General features: G+C 37.0%; 12 protein-coding genes and 1 tRNA gene. 8 read left to right on the plus strand and 5 right to left on the minus strand.

Annotated elements, in window-relative coordinates:
* Positions 1-2 precede the first annotated feature (2 nt).
* Complete coding sequence (locus AC5WOC_RS16610; RefSeq protein ID WP_496056539.1) at positions 3-1,067, minus strand: hypothetical protein; 1,065 nt, start codon at positions 1,065-1,067, stop codon at positions 3-5.
* Between the two features lie 252 nt (positions 1,068-1,319).
* Between AC5WOC_RS16610 and AC5WOC_RS16615 the strand changes: the two genes are divergently transcribed.
* Both AC5WOC_RS16615 and AC5WOC_RS16620 read left to right on the plus strand, forming a co-directional pair.
* A complete protein-coding gene (locus AC5WOC_RS16615; protein ID WP_496056540.1) occupies positions 1,320-1,823 on the plus strand; it encodes a CcdC protein domain-containing protein in 504 nt (167 codons plus the stop codon).
* Positions 1,824-1,896: 73 nt separating this feature from the next.
* Positions 1,897-1,972, plus strand: a tRNA-Ala gene (locus AC5WOC_RS16620).
* Positions 1,973-2,289: 317 nt separating this feature from the next.
* Here AC5WOC_RS16620 and AC5WOC_RS16625 read toward each other — a convergent pair.
* From AC5WOC_RS16625 to AC5WOC_RS16635, 3 genes are all read right to left on the minus strand, one after another.
* On the minus strand, positions 2,290-4,095 hold the full coding sequence (locus AC5WOC_RS16625) for a hypothetical protein (RefSeq protein ID WP_496056541.1): 1,806 nt from the start codon (positions 4,093-4,095) through the stop codon (positions 2,290-2,292).
* Between the two features lie 1,154 nt (positions 4,096-5,249).
* Positions 5,250-6,281 carry a ribonucleotide-diphosphate reductase subunit beta gene (locus AC5WOC_RS16630; RefSeq protein WP_496056542.1) on the minus strand — a complete coding sequence of 344 codons (1,032 nt, stop codon included), beginning with the start codon at positions 6,279-6,281 and terminating at the stop codon, positions 5,250-5,252.
* Positions 6,282-6,356: 75 nt separating this feature from the next.
* Entirely contained in the window at positions 6,357-8,654 is a 2,298-nt protein-coding gene (locus AC5WOC_RS16635; RefSeq protein ID WP_496056543.1) for a ribonucleoside-diphosphate reductase subunit alpha, read from the minus strand.
* Positions 8,655-8,991: 337 nt separating this feature from the next.
* Between AC5WOC_RS16635 and AC5WOC_RS16640 the strand changes: the two genes are divergently transcribed.
* From AC5WOC_RS16640 to AC5WOC_RS16665, 6 genes are all read left to right on the plus strand, one after another.
* On the plus strand, positions 8,992-9,591 hold the full coding sequence (locus tag AC5WOC_RS16640; RefSeq protein ID WP_496056544.1) for a DJ-1/PfpI family protein: 600 nt from the start codon (positions 8,992-8,994) through the stop codon (positions 9,589-9,591).
* A gap of 18 nt (positions 9,592-9,609) precedes the next feature.
* Positions 9,610-10,866, plus strand: a complete 1,257-nt coding sequence (locus tag AC5WOC_RS16645) for an MFS transporter (protein WP_496056545.1) — start codon at positions 9,610-9,612, stop codon at positions 10,864-10,866.
* Between the two features lie 462 nt (positions 10,867-11,328).
* On the plus strand, positions 11,329-11,874 hold the full coding sequence (locus tag AC5WOC_RS16650; RefSeq protein ID WP_496056546.1) for a dihydrofolate reductase family protein: 546 nt from the start codon (positions 11,329-11,331) through the stop codon (positions 11,872-11,874).
* Positions 11,875-12,130: 256 nt separating this feature from the next.
* A complete protein-coding gene (locus AC5WOC_RS16655; RefSeq protein ID WP_496056547.1) occupies positions 12,131-12,523 on the plus strand; it encodes a hypothetical protein in 393 nt (130 codons plus the stop codon).
* A gap of 125 nt (positions 12,524-12,648) precedes the next feature.
* Positions 12,649-13,098, plus strand: coding sequence for a GNAT family N-acetyltransferase (locus tag AC5WOC_RS16660; RefSeq protein WP_496056548.1), 450 nt, complete (start codon positions 12,649-12,651; stop codon positions 13,096-13,098).
* Positions 13,099-13,444: 346 nt separating this feature from the next.
* Positions 13,445-14,527 carry a low temperature requirement protein A gene (locus AC5WOC_RS16665; protein ID WP_496056549.1) on the plus strand — a complete coding sequence of 361 codons (1,083 nt, stop codon included), beginning with the start codon at positions 13,445-13,447 and terminating at the stop codon, positions 14,525-14,527.
* Between the two features lie 106 nt (positions 14,528-14,633).
* On the opposite strand, the gene AC5WOC_RS16670 is transcribed toward AC5WOC_RS16665, so the two are convergent.
* A complete protein-coding gene (locus AC5WOC_RS16670) occupies positions 14,634-16,286 on the minus strand; it encodes a YndJ family transporter (RefSeq protein ID WP_496056550.1) in 1,653 nt (550 codons plus the stop codon).
* Between the last annotated feature and the right edge of the window lie 89 nt (positions 16,287-16,375).

Below are 16,375 nucleotides of genomic sequence, written 5' to 3' on the forward strand. Positions count from 1 at the left end.
GATTAGGATTGTTTTGCAAAACGACGGTATGCAAGCAGTGAACCACCTAATACGAGAAGCACAAGACCAGTTACCATGCCAGTCGGATTTGCTGTAGCAGTTTTTGGCATTGGTCCGCCTTTTTTGGTGTTTTTGATAACTTGATCTACTGCACCTTTATCAACTGGCTTTGTTGGCTTATAATCGGATGGAGGTGGTTTGATGTCTCCTCCATTGCCCTCTTCTGTAACTTCTAATGTCAAATATTTAATCACAAATGTATCTTCACCGTCTACTTTCCCTTCAAAGGCAATGTATACAAGATAAGTGCCTTTTTTAATACCAGTAAAGGTATGGGAGAAAGTCGTTCCTTTATAGTTTTCTACATTTTTTTCAGCAATAAGTTTATCGCCGTTTTGATCTCCAACAGCGATTCCCCATTGACCTACTGCATTTTTCGCTGGATCCAGTGTGCCAGTGAATTTATCGTTATTTCCAATTTGTGTATAGTCAAATTTTAAATCTGGTAGCGTATGTGTGCCTTCTACTTTATTATCTTTACCATCTGTCTTTCCTTCGAAAATAACTTTGACATCATGTGATTTTGTTTCTCCATCATTCATATCATCATCCATCGATAACTGGAAAGTAACAGAGGTTTTTTTATTTTGTTTTGTGCTTTTTTTCTTACCATCAACATAAAATGTCCAAGTTCCTTCAGCGGACTTTACATCTGTTAATTTTGCATGGATAGCATATCCGATATCACTAAATTGCCGGTGAATTTCCAGCTTTGTATCCGTAACAGGAGTAGTGTTTTCTGTATTCGTTTTATCTTCTTGATTATTTGCAGGAGTTTCTGTGCTAGGTTTCGTTGTTTCTTTTTCTTTTGAATCATCTGCTGGATTTTGGGATTTATCATCAGCAGGTTTTTGCTCAGCAGGTTCATCTTTTGTAGACAGAGGTTGTTCCAATGTAGTTACTTTTTGTTCTGATTTTGTTTCTTCTGCTTTCACAATGGTATGTAATGGGGAAAGTGTGAAAATTAATGCTAGTGAGAAAACAGAAATAAGTAAGCGCTTCATCACGCAGTTTTCCTCCTTGAGGTAAATGAAATTATATTTAAGACTAGCTAATTATATGTTTTTAAAATGGGCAAATCAACTAAAATATCAAAGAAAGGTGGAGAAAATGTCGGTTTTTCGTGTATAGTTTGTGAAGTTTCATTCGTTATTCGTAATATTCGGGATGGAAATATTTTAGAGTAGATAAATTTTGAATCAAATTGTCAATTTCCAATTTTTATGTAATTATATAATTAACAAGTGAACTTCTATGAGGTGGAGATTATAAATCCTTCCTTTTTTTATGTTATTGTCATAGTTGTTGCAGCCATTGTCTTCTTGCGAAGAACACGTTCGATGTACAGACCTATGTCTGGAGATGGTTTTCGATTGCTTTTTCCGATCCTGCTTGTGATTGTGATTAGTGTGCCATATCTATTGAATTCAAAAGTACATCTTGCTCCTTGTATCTGGTGCAGTGCAGTTGGAACTGGTATTTTATTATTCATACCATTGATGTATACAACAAATTATGAAATTCGATCAGATAAGCTGATTTATGCTGTTAAAAACAATGGATTCATTGTCTCCTTTATCATCGTTTTTCTGATTCGGTTTTTACTTCGAGATTATTTGAGATTTCTGGGTCCGGACAAAGAGATTGCTTTATTTCTGGTGCTTGTGTTAGCATGTGTGATTCCTTGGAGGGTTATTTCCTTTCTGAAATTTCGCAAGCTTAAAGCAAGTGTAAACGATATATCAGTTGTTGCTGCATCTTGAAGTTTGATTTTGACATTTTATTGATGGTAAAATATAATAATAAGGTGTTATTCCATTATAAAAATTTAAATTTGGGGTATTAGCTCAGCTGGGAGAGCGCTACACTGGCAGTGTAGAGGTCAGCGGTTCGATCCCGCTATACTCCACCACCTAAACCTCTTGATATACAAGGGGTTTTGCTATGTCCCGAAGTTAGTATCAGGTGCTAAAAAGTGGCAATTTACCACAAATTTACCACGCACTTGGGTACAGTAAGGTTACAGGAGGAGATTTGGGCTTATAATAGAACCAATAGGCTTGTTTTTTATCGTAATTCAAATAGACATATTTTTAGGTGATAATTATACATATTTTTGAACGCCACAATCTGTCGTAAAAGAGAACAAAACCCTTGGTATACATTCCAAGAGTTTTGTTCTCTTCTTTATCTTATATTTTGTTTTCCAAAGTGTAATTTCTTGTTGGATTACACCAACTTTATAATGGTAATGGCTGCGGAATCTCCGATTAGAGTTCCTCCTGCAGTTGGATCAAGAATAATACTACCGGGTGCTGCTGAACTGTTATTTACTAAAGTTAGAGTACTTGGGGCAACAGTAACAGTAAAAATAGTTATACCCGAATTAATATTTTCGTTCGACATTTGTCCAAATCTTCCTCCCGGTATAGGTGATCCATTTAAAAAGAAAGAAAACTGGTTGTTCTCACGAGCAGAAAGACGAAATTCAGCTAGGTAAACCCCTGTTGATCCAACTATAATAGTTGGCGTTCCAGCTACGTGACTAAATGGAGCAGAAATTGGACCATTTGTGTTAAAAGAAACGCTTCCACCAATAGGGACTGTTTGGGTGGTTGTATCATAAACAAACAGATATCCAAGAGATGCTGTTCCAGTAGCGCCAGTAGTACCAGTAACCCCAGTAGCCCCAGTAGCGCCAGTAGCCCCAGTAGCTCCGGTTACCCCATTAACACCGAATGCTCCAGTAGGCCCAGTGACCCCAGTAGCGCCAGTAGCCCCAGTAGCTCCGGTTACCCCATTAACACCGGATGCTCCAGTAGGCCCAGTGACCCCAGTAGCGCCAGTAGTCCCAGTAGCTCCGGTTACCCCATTAACACCGGATGCTCCAGTAGGCCCAGTGATCCCAGTAGCGCCAGTAGCCCCAGTAGCTCCGGTTACCCCATTAACACCGGTTACGCCAGTAGCTCCGGTTACGCCAGTAGCTCCGGTTCCCCCGGTAGTCCCGGTTACGCCAGTAGCTCCGGTTCCTCCGGTAGTCCCGGTTACGCCAGTAGCTCCGGTTCCGCCAGTAGTCCCGGTTACGCCAGTAGCTCCGGTTACGCCAGTAGCTCCGGTTACGCCAGTAGCTCCGGTTCCTCCGGTAGTCCCGGTTCCCCCAGTATCCCCAGTTACTCCAGTAGAACCAGTAACCCCAGTAGCTCCGGTTACACCAGTAGTCCCGGTTACTCCAGTAGAACCAGTAACCCCAGTAGCTCCGGTTACGCCAGTAGTCCCGGTTTCTCCAGTAGAACCAGTAACCCCAGTAGAGCCGGTTCCCCCAGTAGCCCCGGTTACGCCAGTAGCTCCGGTTTCTCCAGTAGAACCAGTAACCCCAGTAGCTCCGGTTACACCAGTAGTCCCGGTTTCTCCAGTAGAACCAGTAACCCCAGTAGCCCCGGTTCCGCCAGTAGCTCCGGTTCCGCCAGTAGCCCCGGTTCCTCCAGTAGTCCCGGTTTCCCCAGTAGAACCAGTAACCCCAGTATCCCCAGTTCCGCCAGTAGCTCCGGTTCCGCCAGTAGCTCCGGTTCCGCCAGTAGCTCCGGTTCCGCCAGTAGCTCCGGTTCCGCCAGTAGCTCCGGTTCCGCCAGTAGCTCCGGTTCCGCCAGTAGCCCCGGTTACGCCAGTAGCCCCGGTTACCCCAGTAGAGCCGGTTACCCCAGTAGAACCGGTTCCTCCAGTAGCTCCGGTTCCTCCAGTAGTCCCGGTTCCTCCAGTAGAGCCGGTAACCCCAGTAGTCCCGGTTCCTCCAGTAGTCCCGGTGATCCCGGTAGAACCAGTAACTCCAGTAGCCCCAGTAACTCCGGTAGCCCCAGTGGGACCAGGAGGTCCTCCTGATGGACCAGTAGGACCAGTAACACCAGTAACACCAGTAACACCAGTAACTCCTGTGGGTCCAGTAGGGCATATACATGGCTGAGGTGGGAAAATCCCTAAACATTGTTGAGGGGGAGTTACGAATTGATTACAAGAATTGCGTGGTCTGGGTCTAATCATAAGGATTAATCTCCCTGTAATTTAGTGATATATCAATTTATGTTAGATGGCATTTGTTTGTAAATTGAATATACCCATTTGATAAATAAGCTAGTTTATAGCCGGGGCTTATGTCTTTCAAAAAATTGAGTTACCAATACCTCTTGTGCGAGTAATGTATAAGGGGTTGGAATTAAGATAAAGACCATGTTGACCACAAAAAGACCACGCACTTATGATAACTGGGGTAAACTAGAGGGGACTAAACAGCAAATGAAACCTTGAAACCCTGTACAACGATTCACTTGTGTACACTAAGATAATCTAGAATCCATTAGTAAGTTACACTGGCAGTGTAGAGGTCAGCGGTTCGATCCCGCTATACTCCACCACAGATGTTATAGTCGTTGGTGTACCGTTATTCTACCGTAGTGTTAATGTTCGCTCTTCGGAAGTGGTAGCGGTACACTTTTTATACAACCCTAAACCTTCTTACACGTATATACGCGTGATAGGAAGGTTTTTTATCTGCCAATGTGATTGAAAGACAATCTTAATATGATTAATAAGAATGTTGATATTGCTGTTCTTTTGGATAAATGGGTTGTTCTGGAATTGTCGCCTTTGGTCGGGTTTTGGCTCTTGCAACCGTTTACGTGTGGAAGCCTTTTGAGCAGTTTAAGCAGTATTCATTCTATATAATTTTAATCATAGAGGAAGCGTAAGTAGTGGCTTGTAATCAAATCCGACAAGTGGATTCATCAAGCAATCTTCGAAGTTGAAGAGCAAATCAAATATAAACAAGTATTTTATACCTATAAAGGAGAACAAGTATGTGTTTTCTTTCCAGCGAAAAACTGGGTAAATATAACGATTTTTCCTCGTCTACAAGTGAGACTTGCCACTTTAGTGAACTAGCGAAACTTGTGCTCCCGTTGTAGTGATGCTCGCTAACATCCCACGATTCAAACCGTGGGTTTTCTCACTCGCAAGATTATAAATTTTTAGAGATAAATTGAGGTACGCTTCAAATGATTAATATGTGCTTGCATACCTTCACTAAATCTTGTAAAAGTCCTCTAATATTTTTAGAGGACTTTTATTATTGATTGTATTTAGGTCACTTTTTCTAATCGACGGCAAAAAATGGAGAGTTGAAGATCAAAAAACTCATTTTACAATTCATCAAAACCATTATCATCGTCAACCTTTGTGTATTGACGAGATTTTCCTTCGAAGAAGTCTTGTTTGGAGTCATCAATGTCTTCAAAATAACGAATCCATTTCATAGGGTTTATTGTAACTTCTGGATAAGGTTTTTCTCCAATTAGTTGCATACAGCGTTTATTTGCTGTGAATTTTAAATATTCCTCCATTGTATGGGGATCAATATTATCAAAACGATCTCCAATAATGAATTGACTCCATTCTGTTTCCAGTTCTGTTGCTCTGGTGAATGCATTTAACACGAATTGCCTTAGTTTTGGTGTGTCCAATTCTGGATAATCGGTAAGAATAGCGTGGAAGGTTTCAGAAAATAAACGGACATGTTGATTCTCGTCCCGATTTATATAATTGATCATTTGACTGGAAGCGGTCATTTTCCCTTGACGTGCAAGGTCATAGAAGAAAGCAAACCCAGCATAAAAGAATAGACCTTCCAAAATAACGTCAAACACGATAGATTTCACCATATTTTCTGGAGATGGACTCGTTGCAAATTCTTCATAACCACTAGCCACAAAGTCATTTCGTTTTCTTAGCACAGGAAGAGTCTTCCAGTATTCGAAAACCTCATCTTGAATATGTTTGGGAACCAAAGAACTCAATACGTAGGAATAAGAATGATTATGTACAACTTCCTGTTGTGCAAGGATAATCATCAGAGCATTTACACTGGAGTCTGTAATATAATCAGCAACTTTACCAGCATAATCAGTTTGAATAGAGTCAAGTAAAGCGAGAAGCCCAATAATTTTCAAGAATGTGTCTTTCTCGTTCTCTGTCAATGTATCTTCCCATTGTTTAATATCCTGAGACATATCAATTTCAAAAGGAGTCCAGAAGTTACCTAGCATTGTTTTATATAATCCGTATGCCCAAGGAAAACGAACGTCGTCCCAATTTAAAACATTAGAGCTGGCTCCTCCAATTATCTTTGTTGATTTGTTTGGTGCTGTTACATCATATAATTTTCTTTTTTTCATTTGTTTTGTTCCTCCATATATCTATTAAGTCGTCCAACGAAAAAGAAAAGGAGCTGTGACCAGCTCCTAGAAAATTTATTGGCAGGATTCACATTCATCAATTACTTTTTGAGAAGTGGAACGAACATAGTAAGTTGTTTTCAGATGAGCTTTCCAAGCATGTATATGAATATCTAAAAGCTCTTTCGCTTTAATCGTGTTTTTTACATAAAAATTGAAAGACAGCGATTGATCAATGTGTTTTTGACGACGAGCATTTTGTTCAATACTCCAATGTTGATCGAGTAAATAAGCCGACTTATAAAACCATGTGGTAGAAGGATTTAAATCTGGAACAACAACTGGAATTTTAATTCCTTTCTTCTCTTCTGTGTATATTTTCTTAAACACCGGGTCAATAGAAGCAGTGGATCCAGCAATAATGGAAGTGGAACCATTTGGTGCAACTGCCTGTAAATATCCATTTCTGATACCCTCATTTTCAATTGCTTGCTTTAACTCAACCCAGCGTTTTGATTTATAACTACGTCTTTCAAAAAAATCTCCATTATGAAAGTCGGAACCCTCAAAATAAGGATAAGATCCTTTTTCTATCGCAAGTTCATGGGAAGCTTTAAGAGATAAATAAGTAATCTCTTCATAAAGCTTATCGTTGTATTCAATGGCTTCTTCGCTTTCCCAGTGAATGTTTTTAAGAGCAAGTAAGTGATGGAGTCCAAATGTACCAAGACCAATAGCACGGTAACGGTCGTTTGTCTCTTCTGCTTGAAGAACTTCCAATCTACCTTTGTTTAGATCAATTACATTGTCTAACATACGAACTTGAATGGGGATCAAACGATCAAGTACTTTGTTTGGAACAGCACGACCTAGGTTAATACTCGACAAGTTACAAACAACAAAGTCTCCCATTTTTTTTATGATAACAAGTTTTCGTTCTCCGTCACGGTCTTCAATGAACTCTTGTTCAATTGTGGTTGGACTCATGTTCTGCATGATTTCTGTACATAGATTGGAGCTGTAAATCATACCTTTGTGTTTGTTTACATTATCCCGATTGACCGTGTCTCGGTAGAACATATAGGGAGTCCCTGTTTCTAGTTGAGACTTCATAATTGCTTTCATAATATCAATAGCAAGAACACGTTTTTTGGAAAGGGTTGGATTGTTCACACATTCAAAGTATCTGGAACGGAATGAACCAGAACCGCGTTTTTCATCATAAAAGTCTTCTAAACAATATCCCATGACTCTCTCGACTTCATGGGGATCAAACAAGTACCATTCCCCAACACTTTTTCCATTCTCGTCTCTGACTTGAAGTTGTTCCATGAATAGATCTGGAACACAGACCCCAGTGAAAATGTCATGAGCACGTTTTCTCTCGTCACCATTGTTCAATTTCAGTTCAAGAAAGGGAATAATATCTTTGTGCCAAGCATCCAAATAAACTGCAATTGCTCCTTTACGAGTGCCCAGTTGGTCAACAGAAACAGCGGTATTATTTAATTGCTTGATCCAAGGAATTACTCCAGATGAAGCTCCTTTAAAACCTTTAATATCGGAACCGAGAGAACGTACTTTTCCTAAGTAAACACCAATTCCTCCACCGTTTTTCGATAGACGAGCAACATCGGTATTGGAGTTGTAAATACCTTCAAGAGAGTCTTCTACTGTATCAATGAAACAGCTCGACAACTGACCGAAACTTTTTCCTGCGTTTGATAATGTTGGAGTTGCAACGGTCATGTAAAGGTTTGAGAGTGCCCAATAAGCTTCTTGAATCAACTTCAATCTTTTTTCAGGGTCTTCATTCTGAAGTAACGTCATGGCGATAATAATCCAGCGTTCTTGAGGGAGTTCGAATAAATTACCATCATAATCTTTTGTCAAATATCGGTCAGCCAAGGTTTGAAGACCAGCATAGGTAAATAGATCGTCTTTTGTTGAATCAATCATGTTTTCAATTTCGTTGATTTCATCAACAGAGTATTTCTTCAACAAATTTGGGTCATATATACCTAGCGAACCTAGCTTTTTCAGCAGCCCAAATAAAGAACTGTATTTCTGGTTAGCACCATAAGAACGGTTACGACTTGCTTCTTTGTACATTTCTTTCAACTTTACGCGGACAGCGATTTTATCCCAACTAGGTTCTTCCATTGTCATTTCTTCCAAAGCATTTAAAATCATTTGTTTGGAAATGGCAGAAGCTTTGTATTCCTCACGATTTTCAATAGCACGAATGATTTTCTCTTTGAAATGTATGGAGTCAAGTCTCACATCTTTGAATAATTGATCAATAAATCGTTCTAGTCTTGGTCGGTCAAATGGAAGTTTTCGAGAACCTCTATCTTTTGTAATTACTGTCATGTACGGATCCTCCTTTTTGTTGTCGCACACAAAACAACGAGACCACATATCAAGTGTGCTCTCATTTTTCATTATGTAATTGATTGAGTCTTGTTTGAATATTGTAAAGAGCTACACTATAGAAATAGGTAGCCTCTCTTCCATTCCCAATAGTTGTAACTGATATTACCCTTTAAAACAATCTATAACAGTATAACATTGCGAGCGAGAAAACCCACGGTTTAAATCGTGGGTTTTCTCGCTCGCAATGTTATAAGATAGCTCTTTTGAATCATGCAGTTTTTTTATTTCAAATATAGACTGATATTTAGTTAATAAATAGAAGAGAGGGAAAACTGTGAACACATTAGATGTGGGGATTTTTTTGTTTGAAGATGTAGAGGTACTCGATTTTGCAGGCCCGTTTGAAGTTTTTGCTGTTACCGAATTCGATCAAGAACAAAATAGAGAAGTAAAACCTTTTCATGTCACTACTTTTTCTGAAAATGGAAAAATTGTTTTTGCAAGGAATGGTTTGAAAATTCAACCGAATTATAGTTTCCAAACTGCTCCGCCTTTTGACATTATTATCATTCCAGGCGGGCCTGGAACTCTCAAAGAGTTTGAAAATAAAACGGTTATCCAATGGATTAAAGATAGGATGGAGAGCGTTCAGATTATGGCATCCGTTTGTACAGGAGCTTTTCTATTGGCTCAGGCAGGTTTACTAAAAGGGAAACGTGCGACAACACATTGGGCCAGCATAAAAGAGTTAGAGAGTAGATTTCCAGAAACCACTGTCATGCAAACTGTGAAATTTGTAGATGAAGGGGACATTCTAACTGCTGCTGGAGTTTCTGCAGGTATTAATATGTCTTTGCATATTGTAAATCGTTTGTTGGGATTGGAAGTATCAAAGGCAACTGCCAAGCTTATGGAATATGACGTCCTAATTTAATGAATCAGGGAGATTTTTATGTCCAATCAGATTACTAGATTTAAATTATCCGCTTTCTTCCGTCATCGAGTGGTAGGGGTTATTCTTGCTGCAATATTATGTTCTCAAACAGGCATTTGGATTCGCTTTTATGCTGTTATGATGTTTGTAATGACGAAAACGAACAACGATCCGGTTGCGATTTCAATGTTGACTGTTGCAGAATTTGCGCCAGTTGTACTTTTTTCCTTTATAGGTGGTACATTTGCAGATCGATTGCAGCCTAAACGAAAGATGATTTTGTCTGATTTTTTAAATGCTGTTTTTGTGTTTGCGATTCTCATTGCTGTGATTTTTGTTTCTTGGAAAGCAGTATATTTATTGCCTTTAGCATATGCAACTTTGATGCAGTTTTCACAGCCGGCAGGTTTAAAACTGTTTAAAAAATATTTACCGAAAAATCAAATACAAGCAGGAATTTCCCTCTATCAAACTGCTTTTTCTATATTTGTTTTGATTGGCCCGATAATGGGCACATTTGTATTTCAACAGTATGGAGTAAACACAGCGATTGTTTTAATGGGGGGAATGTATGTAATATCTGCTTTTCTGCAATTTTTGCTTCCATCGGATCAAAAAACGGAGGAGAAGGTCGAAAAACCACTCATTTTTTTTGAAATGAAGGCAGGTTTTTATTATGTGTGGTCTAAAAAAACACTAAAGATGCTAACTGGATGTTTTGTTATTACCTATATAGGCTTCGGATTAGTTCAGCCCTTACAAGTGTTTTTGGTTACTGATCGATTGAGATTAGGCAACGAATATCTTCAATGGCTGCTCACAGCTAATGGGGCAGGAACTATTCTGAGTGGTTTACTTATCATAATTCTCACAAAAAAGGTTACACCCATACAATTAATCTTTGTAGGAATCATTGTGAACGGAATTAGTTGCGTCACATCTGTTTTGTCTAATCAGTTATGGTTGACATTAGGATCACAATTTATTTGTGGGTTAGTAATGCCTAGTATCCAAATTGGACTCAATACACTTATTTTACAAAAAACAGAGACGAATTATTTTGGAAGAGTAAATGGTATTCTCGTTCCGATGTACACTGCATCTTTGATAGTAGCAAGTTTCACAGCGGGTTGGTTAAAAGATCAATTAACTTTGTTTGGTATTTATGGTATCACGTTATTTTTATTTGTTATTGCATTGTTTTTCGTCGTTCCTTTACTTCGTATACCTTTCAATAGTGACGTGGAAAAAGAAGTAATCAAGCTTATAGAGTAGGATAACCTTCCAGATGACAACGTTATTTTTAAGATTTCAATCATATGGTCATCTAAAATTTATGAAAATGGCCTGTTTATTGATTACGACACAATTAATGTCTTCGTTTCTATTAAAATCGGAAATAGTTTAAAAATAAAATCATATTAAAGTATTTATTGACGAAATAAATATTCTATAATATTATTAAAAATGTTAAATCGAAGGGATGATGAGGCCGATGATCTACTAATTTTATCTTTTAAAATGTTTGTAATGATAAACAATAAACATTTTTTTGATAGGGTTAGTATGAGCTAGGCTTGCATTTATATATAAATGAGCAAACTTGATCTTATACATAAAATTAATTTGTCTTTTTATGTTGCCTAACTCCTATCTGAAAAATGGATATGGGGTTTTTTATGTTGAGAAAATGAATCCAAAGTGTATTGATTATTCAGATAAGAGGGGTAAACGTTTATGACTACCGAACTAATTTACCATGTAGCAGCAACAGCTGATGGTTTTATTGCAGATATTAATGGGGTTGCAGACAATTCTATTTTTATTTATGATGATGAGCATGTTCCAGATTTCATTGCTGCTATTCAACAATATAATGCAGTTTTAATGGGCGGTAAGACGTACGAATATGGCTTTCAATATGGGAAAAAACCAGGAGAACCAGGATATGATGGACTTAAACATTATATATTTTCAAAAACAATGGAGTTTGAGTCAAATGAAGAAGTAGAACTAGTAAAGGATAATGCTGTTGATTTTATTCGAAATCTAAAAGAGAATACGAACCAAAAGATATGGCTTTGCGGTGGAGGACAACTGGCTGGTTCACTACTAGATCATGAATTAATAGACACGCTCATATTAAAAGTAAATCCTGTAATGATAGGGGAAGGGATTCCGCTTTTTGGAACTAGTAAGAAGCAAATTCGTCTTGAATTAGTAAATCTTAAGCAGTATGGAAATGGGGTTATCATGCAAAAATATAAAATTATTTATAATTGATTTTTATAATGAGTGAGCTATTGTTCGATGAACAAAACTCCTTGGTATCCAAGGGGTTTTCTATTTACAAATTTAGCATCATGTGAAAAAGGTAAAACCACATATCTTCGAATTTTTTGGAGGGGTTCTATAACGATTACAGAATATTCATGTTAGATGTGGTTTTTTTAAAATATCGAATAATAATATGTTAAATTATTAATATATTTATTAATATAGAGTTGGATATCGATATGTATTTGAAAGAGGGAATCAGATGTCAACAGTATCTAAATGGAGAGATATCTTATCCATGGTATTACTTTTGTTATGCGCAGTTGGTGCGTTAGCGTCGGTTTTTTTGAATTTAACACCAGTAACAGAAGCTGAACCGATTAGAAAAATCGTTGAAATTTGGCGGTTGTTTGGTTTCATTGTGTTTACTGGGCTTTTTCTTCTTTTAGCATTTTTTCCAAGGCATTATGCTGGAATCTGGGAATTGGTTATTTTCCACAAAGCAGCAGTAGCTGTTACAGTCCCTTTGTTAATAAACAAAATTACACCAGATATTCAATCTGTATATCTTACAGACGGAGTACTTGCAGTTATTCTTATCATTTCTTATGTTTTAACAAAAGGATACACAGCTTGGAAAATAGTGAAAAAATAGTTGTTTTCAATAGTAGGTCAGGTTGATCTAGACTTGGAAAGGGTTGTTCGAATACATTTTAAGTAGTTTATTAGCGAAGGGCAGTTTTTTTAGTATGCATTTAGATGAAGAGATAGTTAGCTGAGATGAATATTACCATTGAAAGAGCATCTGTTTCTGACAGTGAAGAAATCCTTGCACTACAAAAACTCGCGTATAGAAGCGAAGCAGAAATATACAATGATTTTGGCATTGAACCACTTGCTCAAACTCAAGTGGAATTTAATAAACAATTTGCAGATCATATCATTCTTAAGGATGTAATAAATGAAACAATTGTTGGGTCTGTCAGGGCGTATGAAAAAGATGGGACATGTTATATTGGAAAGCTGATTGTTCATCCTGAAAACCAGAACAGAGGCATCGCCAAAAAACTAATGGCAGCCATGGAGAAATTGTTCTTGAGTTCCAGATTCGAATTATTTACTGGAGACAAAAGCGAAAAGAACATTGCTTTGTATGAGAAGCTGGGTCATCGAATCTTCAAATCGCTCAGAGCAGCTCCTTGTTTTAATCTTGTATACTTAGAGAAGTGAAGATCAAAGTCTTTTATGATAGTTCATTTGATTGCGTGTAGGAGATAAAAGCGAGCATTTCCTAAAAAAGAAAAGAAAGACTTTGTGTAATAAAAAATCCCACTGTTTATAAGCGGAGGGGTTTTTTTCTGTATAATTTTTTGATACAGGCACCTCATTACTGCTAAAGCCAGGGGTTCTTAGAAAGGCAGTTCTTGAGTCCTTCATTACTAATGATATAATCACGTTAGTATTATCTATATTTATAAAAATTTGTCTTGTATTTTTGGTACGATGTGGTTTTTTAAGAATGATTTGACTCAAGAGATTTTAAATACGATTTGAACACAGTTAGGAAGAAGATGGAATGACCAAAAAAGTTACTTGGCTTGAATTATTCTATGATCTTATATTTGTTGCAGCCATCTCAAAAGCAACACATGTATTATTACATGAACATCATGGCGTGATCCCTTTTGAATTTTTATGGAAATTTCTATTGATGTTTGTACCTATTTGGTGGGCATGGGTAGGGCAGTCGCTTTTTATGAATCGATTTGGAGAAGATTCACTAAAACAACGTTTGTTTATGATTGGACAAATGTTTTTTGTTTTGTTGATGACAGCGAGTCTAAACATCGATTTTGATAAGTATTATTTAACCTTTTTGATTGGATATATTGGTGTTCGTTTGTTCACTTCATTGCAATACTTATGGATTAGTCATTATGAGATTGATGCAAGGAAACAAGCGGCAAACTATTTAGGGTATGGTTTTCTCATGGGGATTGTTATTTCTCTTTGCTCTTTGTATTTCGATTCATGGATGAGATATGTCATCTTATATCTAGGAATTTTAGTCGATGTAGTACTTCCGATTTTAGGGCGGAAATATTTAAAAAAAGCTCCTACTCATTTGGAACATTTACTTGAGCGGTTCGGATTATTTACGATTATCTTGTTCGGCGAATTGATCGTTAGTCTGATTGCTGTGCTTCATCTCGAAGACTTGGAATGGAAGTCAATTGTATTTGCTTTGGTTTCGTATCTTGTTGTAATTGTCATGTGGTGGCAATATTATGATAATCTTGAAGAAAAACTAGATAAACAATTGGCATCATCTGGTCAATCTATCATTTATGGGCATTTATTTATTTTTTTATCAGTAAGTGTCATTGCATCAACGGTTCAACTTTCTTCATTATATAGGATGGATTACCACTTCTTATTATTTCTCACTTTTTCATCAGTATTTGTATACACCGTATCCACTATCTTGGTATTTCATAAGTATCGAATCGAAAAACATCGACTTCGTTTTTCTCACTTGTGCTTGTTAGTTGGTGTTTTTGGGGTGTTTTTCATCTTCGATTTTTTTGTTATTGTTCCTCGTATTGTCATATTTTTCCAACTAAGTATCTTTTTTCTTGTTTATAAAAAGATAAGTTAGATTAATTAGGAGTAACCTTTTTGCTGGGATCAAACTCTCAAATATTTTAATCGAAACAAAGAAGAGACAACAAATGAAATAAGTTGTCTCTTCTTTGTACAAATTGTTACTTAGCGAGCATCTCGTATTCAAGACTGAGTATTTTTACACCAAAAAACCAAAAACGATGCGTGACTTGTAATCGACCGTACTCATCAACCCAAATGAGAAAATGTTCGTTTAAAGGAAGGCGAATGGAGAAGTTTTTAATCATGAGATAATTCCCCTCATCTCCAATGCCTCCTCTTCTTGGAATAGAAGTTAACTGCAACGAACCATCTAGACCATGTTCTAGCCGATAAACAGTGACTCGGTTGGAACCAGTAATTGGATAGGTGATGTTTAAATAGCGTTCTCCATTATGTATATGATCGGCATAAATTCCTAGAAAAAAAGTATCATCAGAATCTTTGTAGCTACAGACCCACGCATGTAATCTTTTATTCCAATATTGCTCGTTATTGATAACACTTACAATTTCACTATGAATTTGTTTCGCACTTTCATTTGGTGAAGGTACATTTGTTTGCTGCATTTTTTTGGACCAGGCTTTGTGGCATTTTTCGAAGAGCCAAGAAGCTTTTGTCCATTGTGCTTGAATAGCAACATCATATAGAGATGTATTCTCAAAAAAAGAGATTACTTTTGGATGCAGCAAGTTGGGAATTAAATCACTTCTTGCAAACTTATCTAGATTGGTCATGATACCAGCATGTGCGGTTTGTTGATCTTCATAATTATTGCGTTGCAGAAAATCTTTTCCTATGTATGATTCGCCATTTATACCTATACTGGGGAGTTGGTATATATTGTTTTTTTCTACTGGTTTTCGATAATACCAACCAAAAATGCCTAGAATAAAGCCTATTACGATAGGGATCTCATGATACCATTTCCATTGTTCTGCTACAATCCACGTATATCCTTGCAGTTGGAAAATGCCATGGACAACAGACAAGACAGTTGATATTAATAAGATTACGGCAGATAAACAAATACAGAGACTTGTAAGCATATTCTTTTTTTCTATATATAAGAGTACAAAAAAGTTATAGATTATAATACATATGAAGTAAATCCAAAGCCCTATGTTTTGAAACCAATCATTTGTAAACATACCAATACCAATAAATAGTGGACTAAGCATCATCCCTCTTGCTGCCCATCGATAAAAAAATGTTACTTTTTTTTCTATCGAAAGTGTCCGTCCAACTAATCCAATAAATAAAGCAGAAAAGATAGCGCTTAAATGAAAATGAATAGCAGATGTCAGAAAGAGAGAAGCAATCGTTTTATTTGTTGAAAAACAATAGGCGCTTAGGGTAATTCCACCGATTAGAGCATATAAAAAGCTCATATCAATAGCATTTTCTTCTATCATATACCAACCGCGTTCCATAAACCTTCTAATCCCGTAACCAAATAATAAAAGTGTATAGACAGCCCAAGGTATCGAGAATATTCCAGAGAAGATGCTTCCATTCGAAAATAAACATGCGATTCCGATGGTTACTGCTATGTAAAGGTGAGAGTTTAATAGAAGCAAATGGAATTTTGAGCTGCTTTCATCACGTTTAATAGTAGGAACAAGAGAAAGCAGCATTGGTATCAAAAGAAAAATAGAGATCAGTAATATCTTTTCTAGACCATCTACTAGTAAAACAAAGGTGATCAATATAAGAGTAGAAATTATCAAATTTCTGGAAAAAGAATTTTTCATAGGATGTAAAGTTCCTTTTCTTTTTCTGAATAGTTTACCATAGGCAATCTCCAATAAACACATTAAAATTGAAAAGAAAAATGGAGATT

The sequence above is a fragment of the Shimazuella sp. NTD247 genome, from assembly GCF_059510415.1.

Excerpts from the sequence above, each read along its gene's own strand:
- AC5WOC_RS16635 (WP_496056543.1), bottom strand. The coding sequence starts at position 8,654 with ATGACAGTAATTACAAAAGATAGAGGTTCTCGAAAACTTCCATTTGAC.
- AC5WOC_RS16630 (WP_496056542.1), bottom strand. The coding sequence starts at position 6,281 with ATGAAAAAAAGAAAATTATATGATGTAACAGCACCAAACAAATCAACA.
- AC5WOC_RS16650 (WP_496056546.1), top strand. The coding sequence starts at position 11,329 with ATGACTACCGAACTAATTTACCATGTAGCAGCAACAGCTGATGGTTTT.
- AC5WOC_RS16625 (WP_496056541.1), bottom strand. The coding sequence starts at position 4,095 with ATGATTAGACCCAGACCACGCAATTCTTGTAATCAATTCGTAACTCCC.
- AC5WOC_RS16665 (WP_496056549.1), top strand. The coding sequence starts at position 13,445 with ATGACCAAAAAAGTTACTTGGCTTGAATTATTCTATGATCTTATATTT.
- AC5WOC_RS16655 (WP_496056547.1), top strand. The coding sequence starts at position 12,131 with ATGTCAACAGTATCTAAATGGAGAGATATCTTATCCATGGTATTACTT.
- AC5WOC_RS16660 (WP_496056548.1), top strand. The coding sequence starts at position 12,649 with ATGAATATTACCATTGAAAGAGCATCTGTTTCTGACAGTGAAGAAATC.
- AC5WOC_RS16645 (WP_496056545.1), top strand. The coding sequence starts at position 9,610 with ATGTCCAATCAGATTACTAGATTTAAATTATCCGCTTTCTTCCGTCAT.
- AC5WOC_RS16670 (WP_496056550.1), bottom strand. The coding sequence starts at position 16,286 with ATGAAAAATTCTTTTTCCAGAAATTTGATAATTTCTACTCTTATATTG.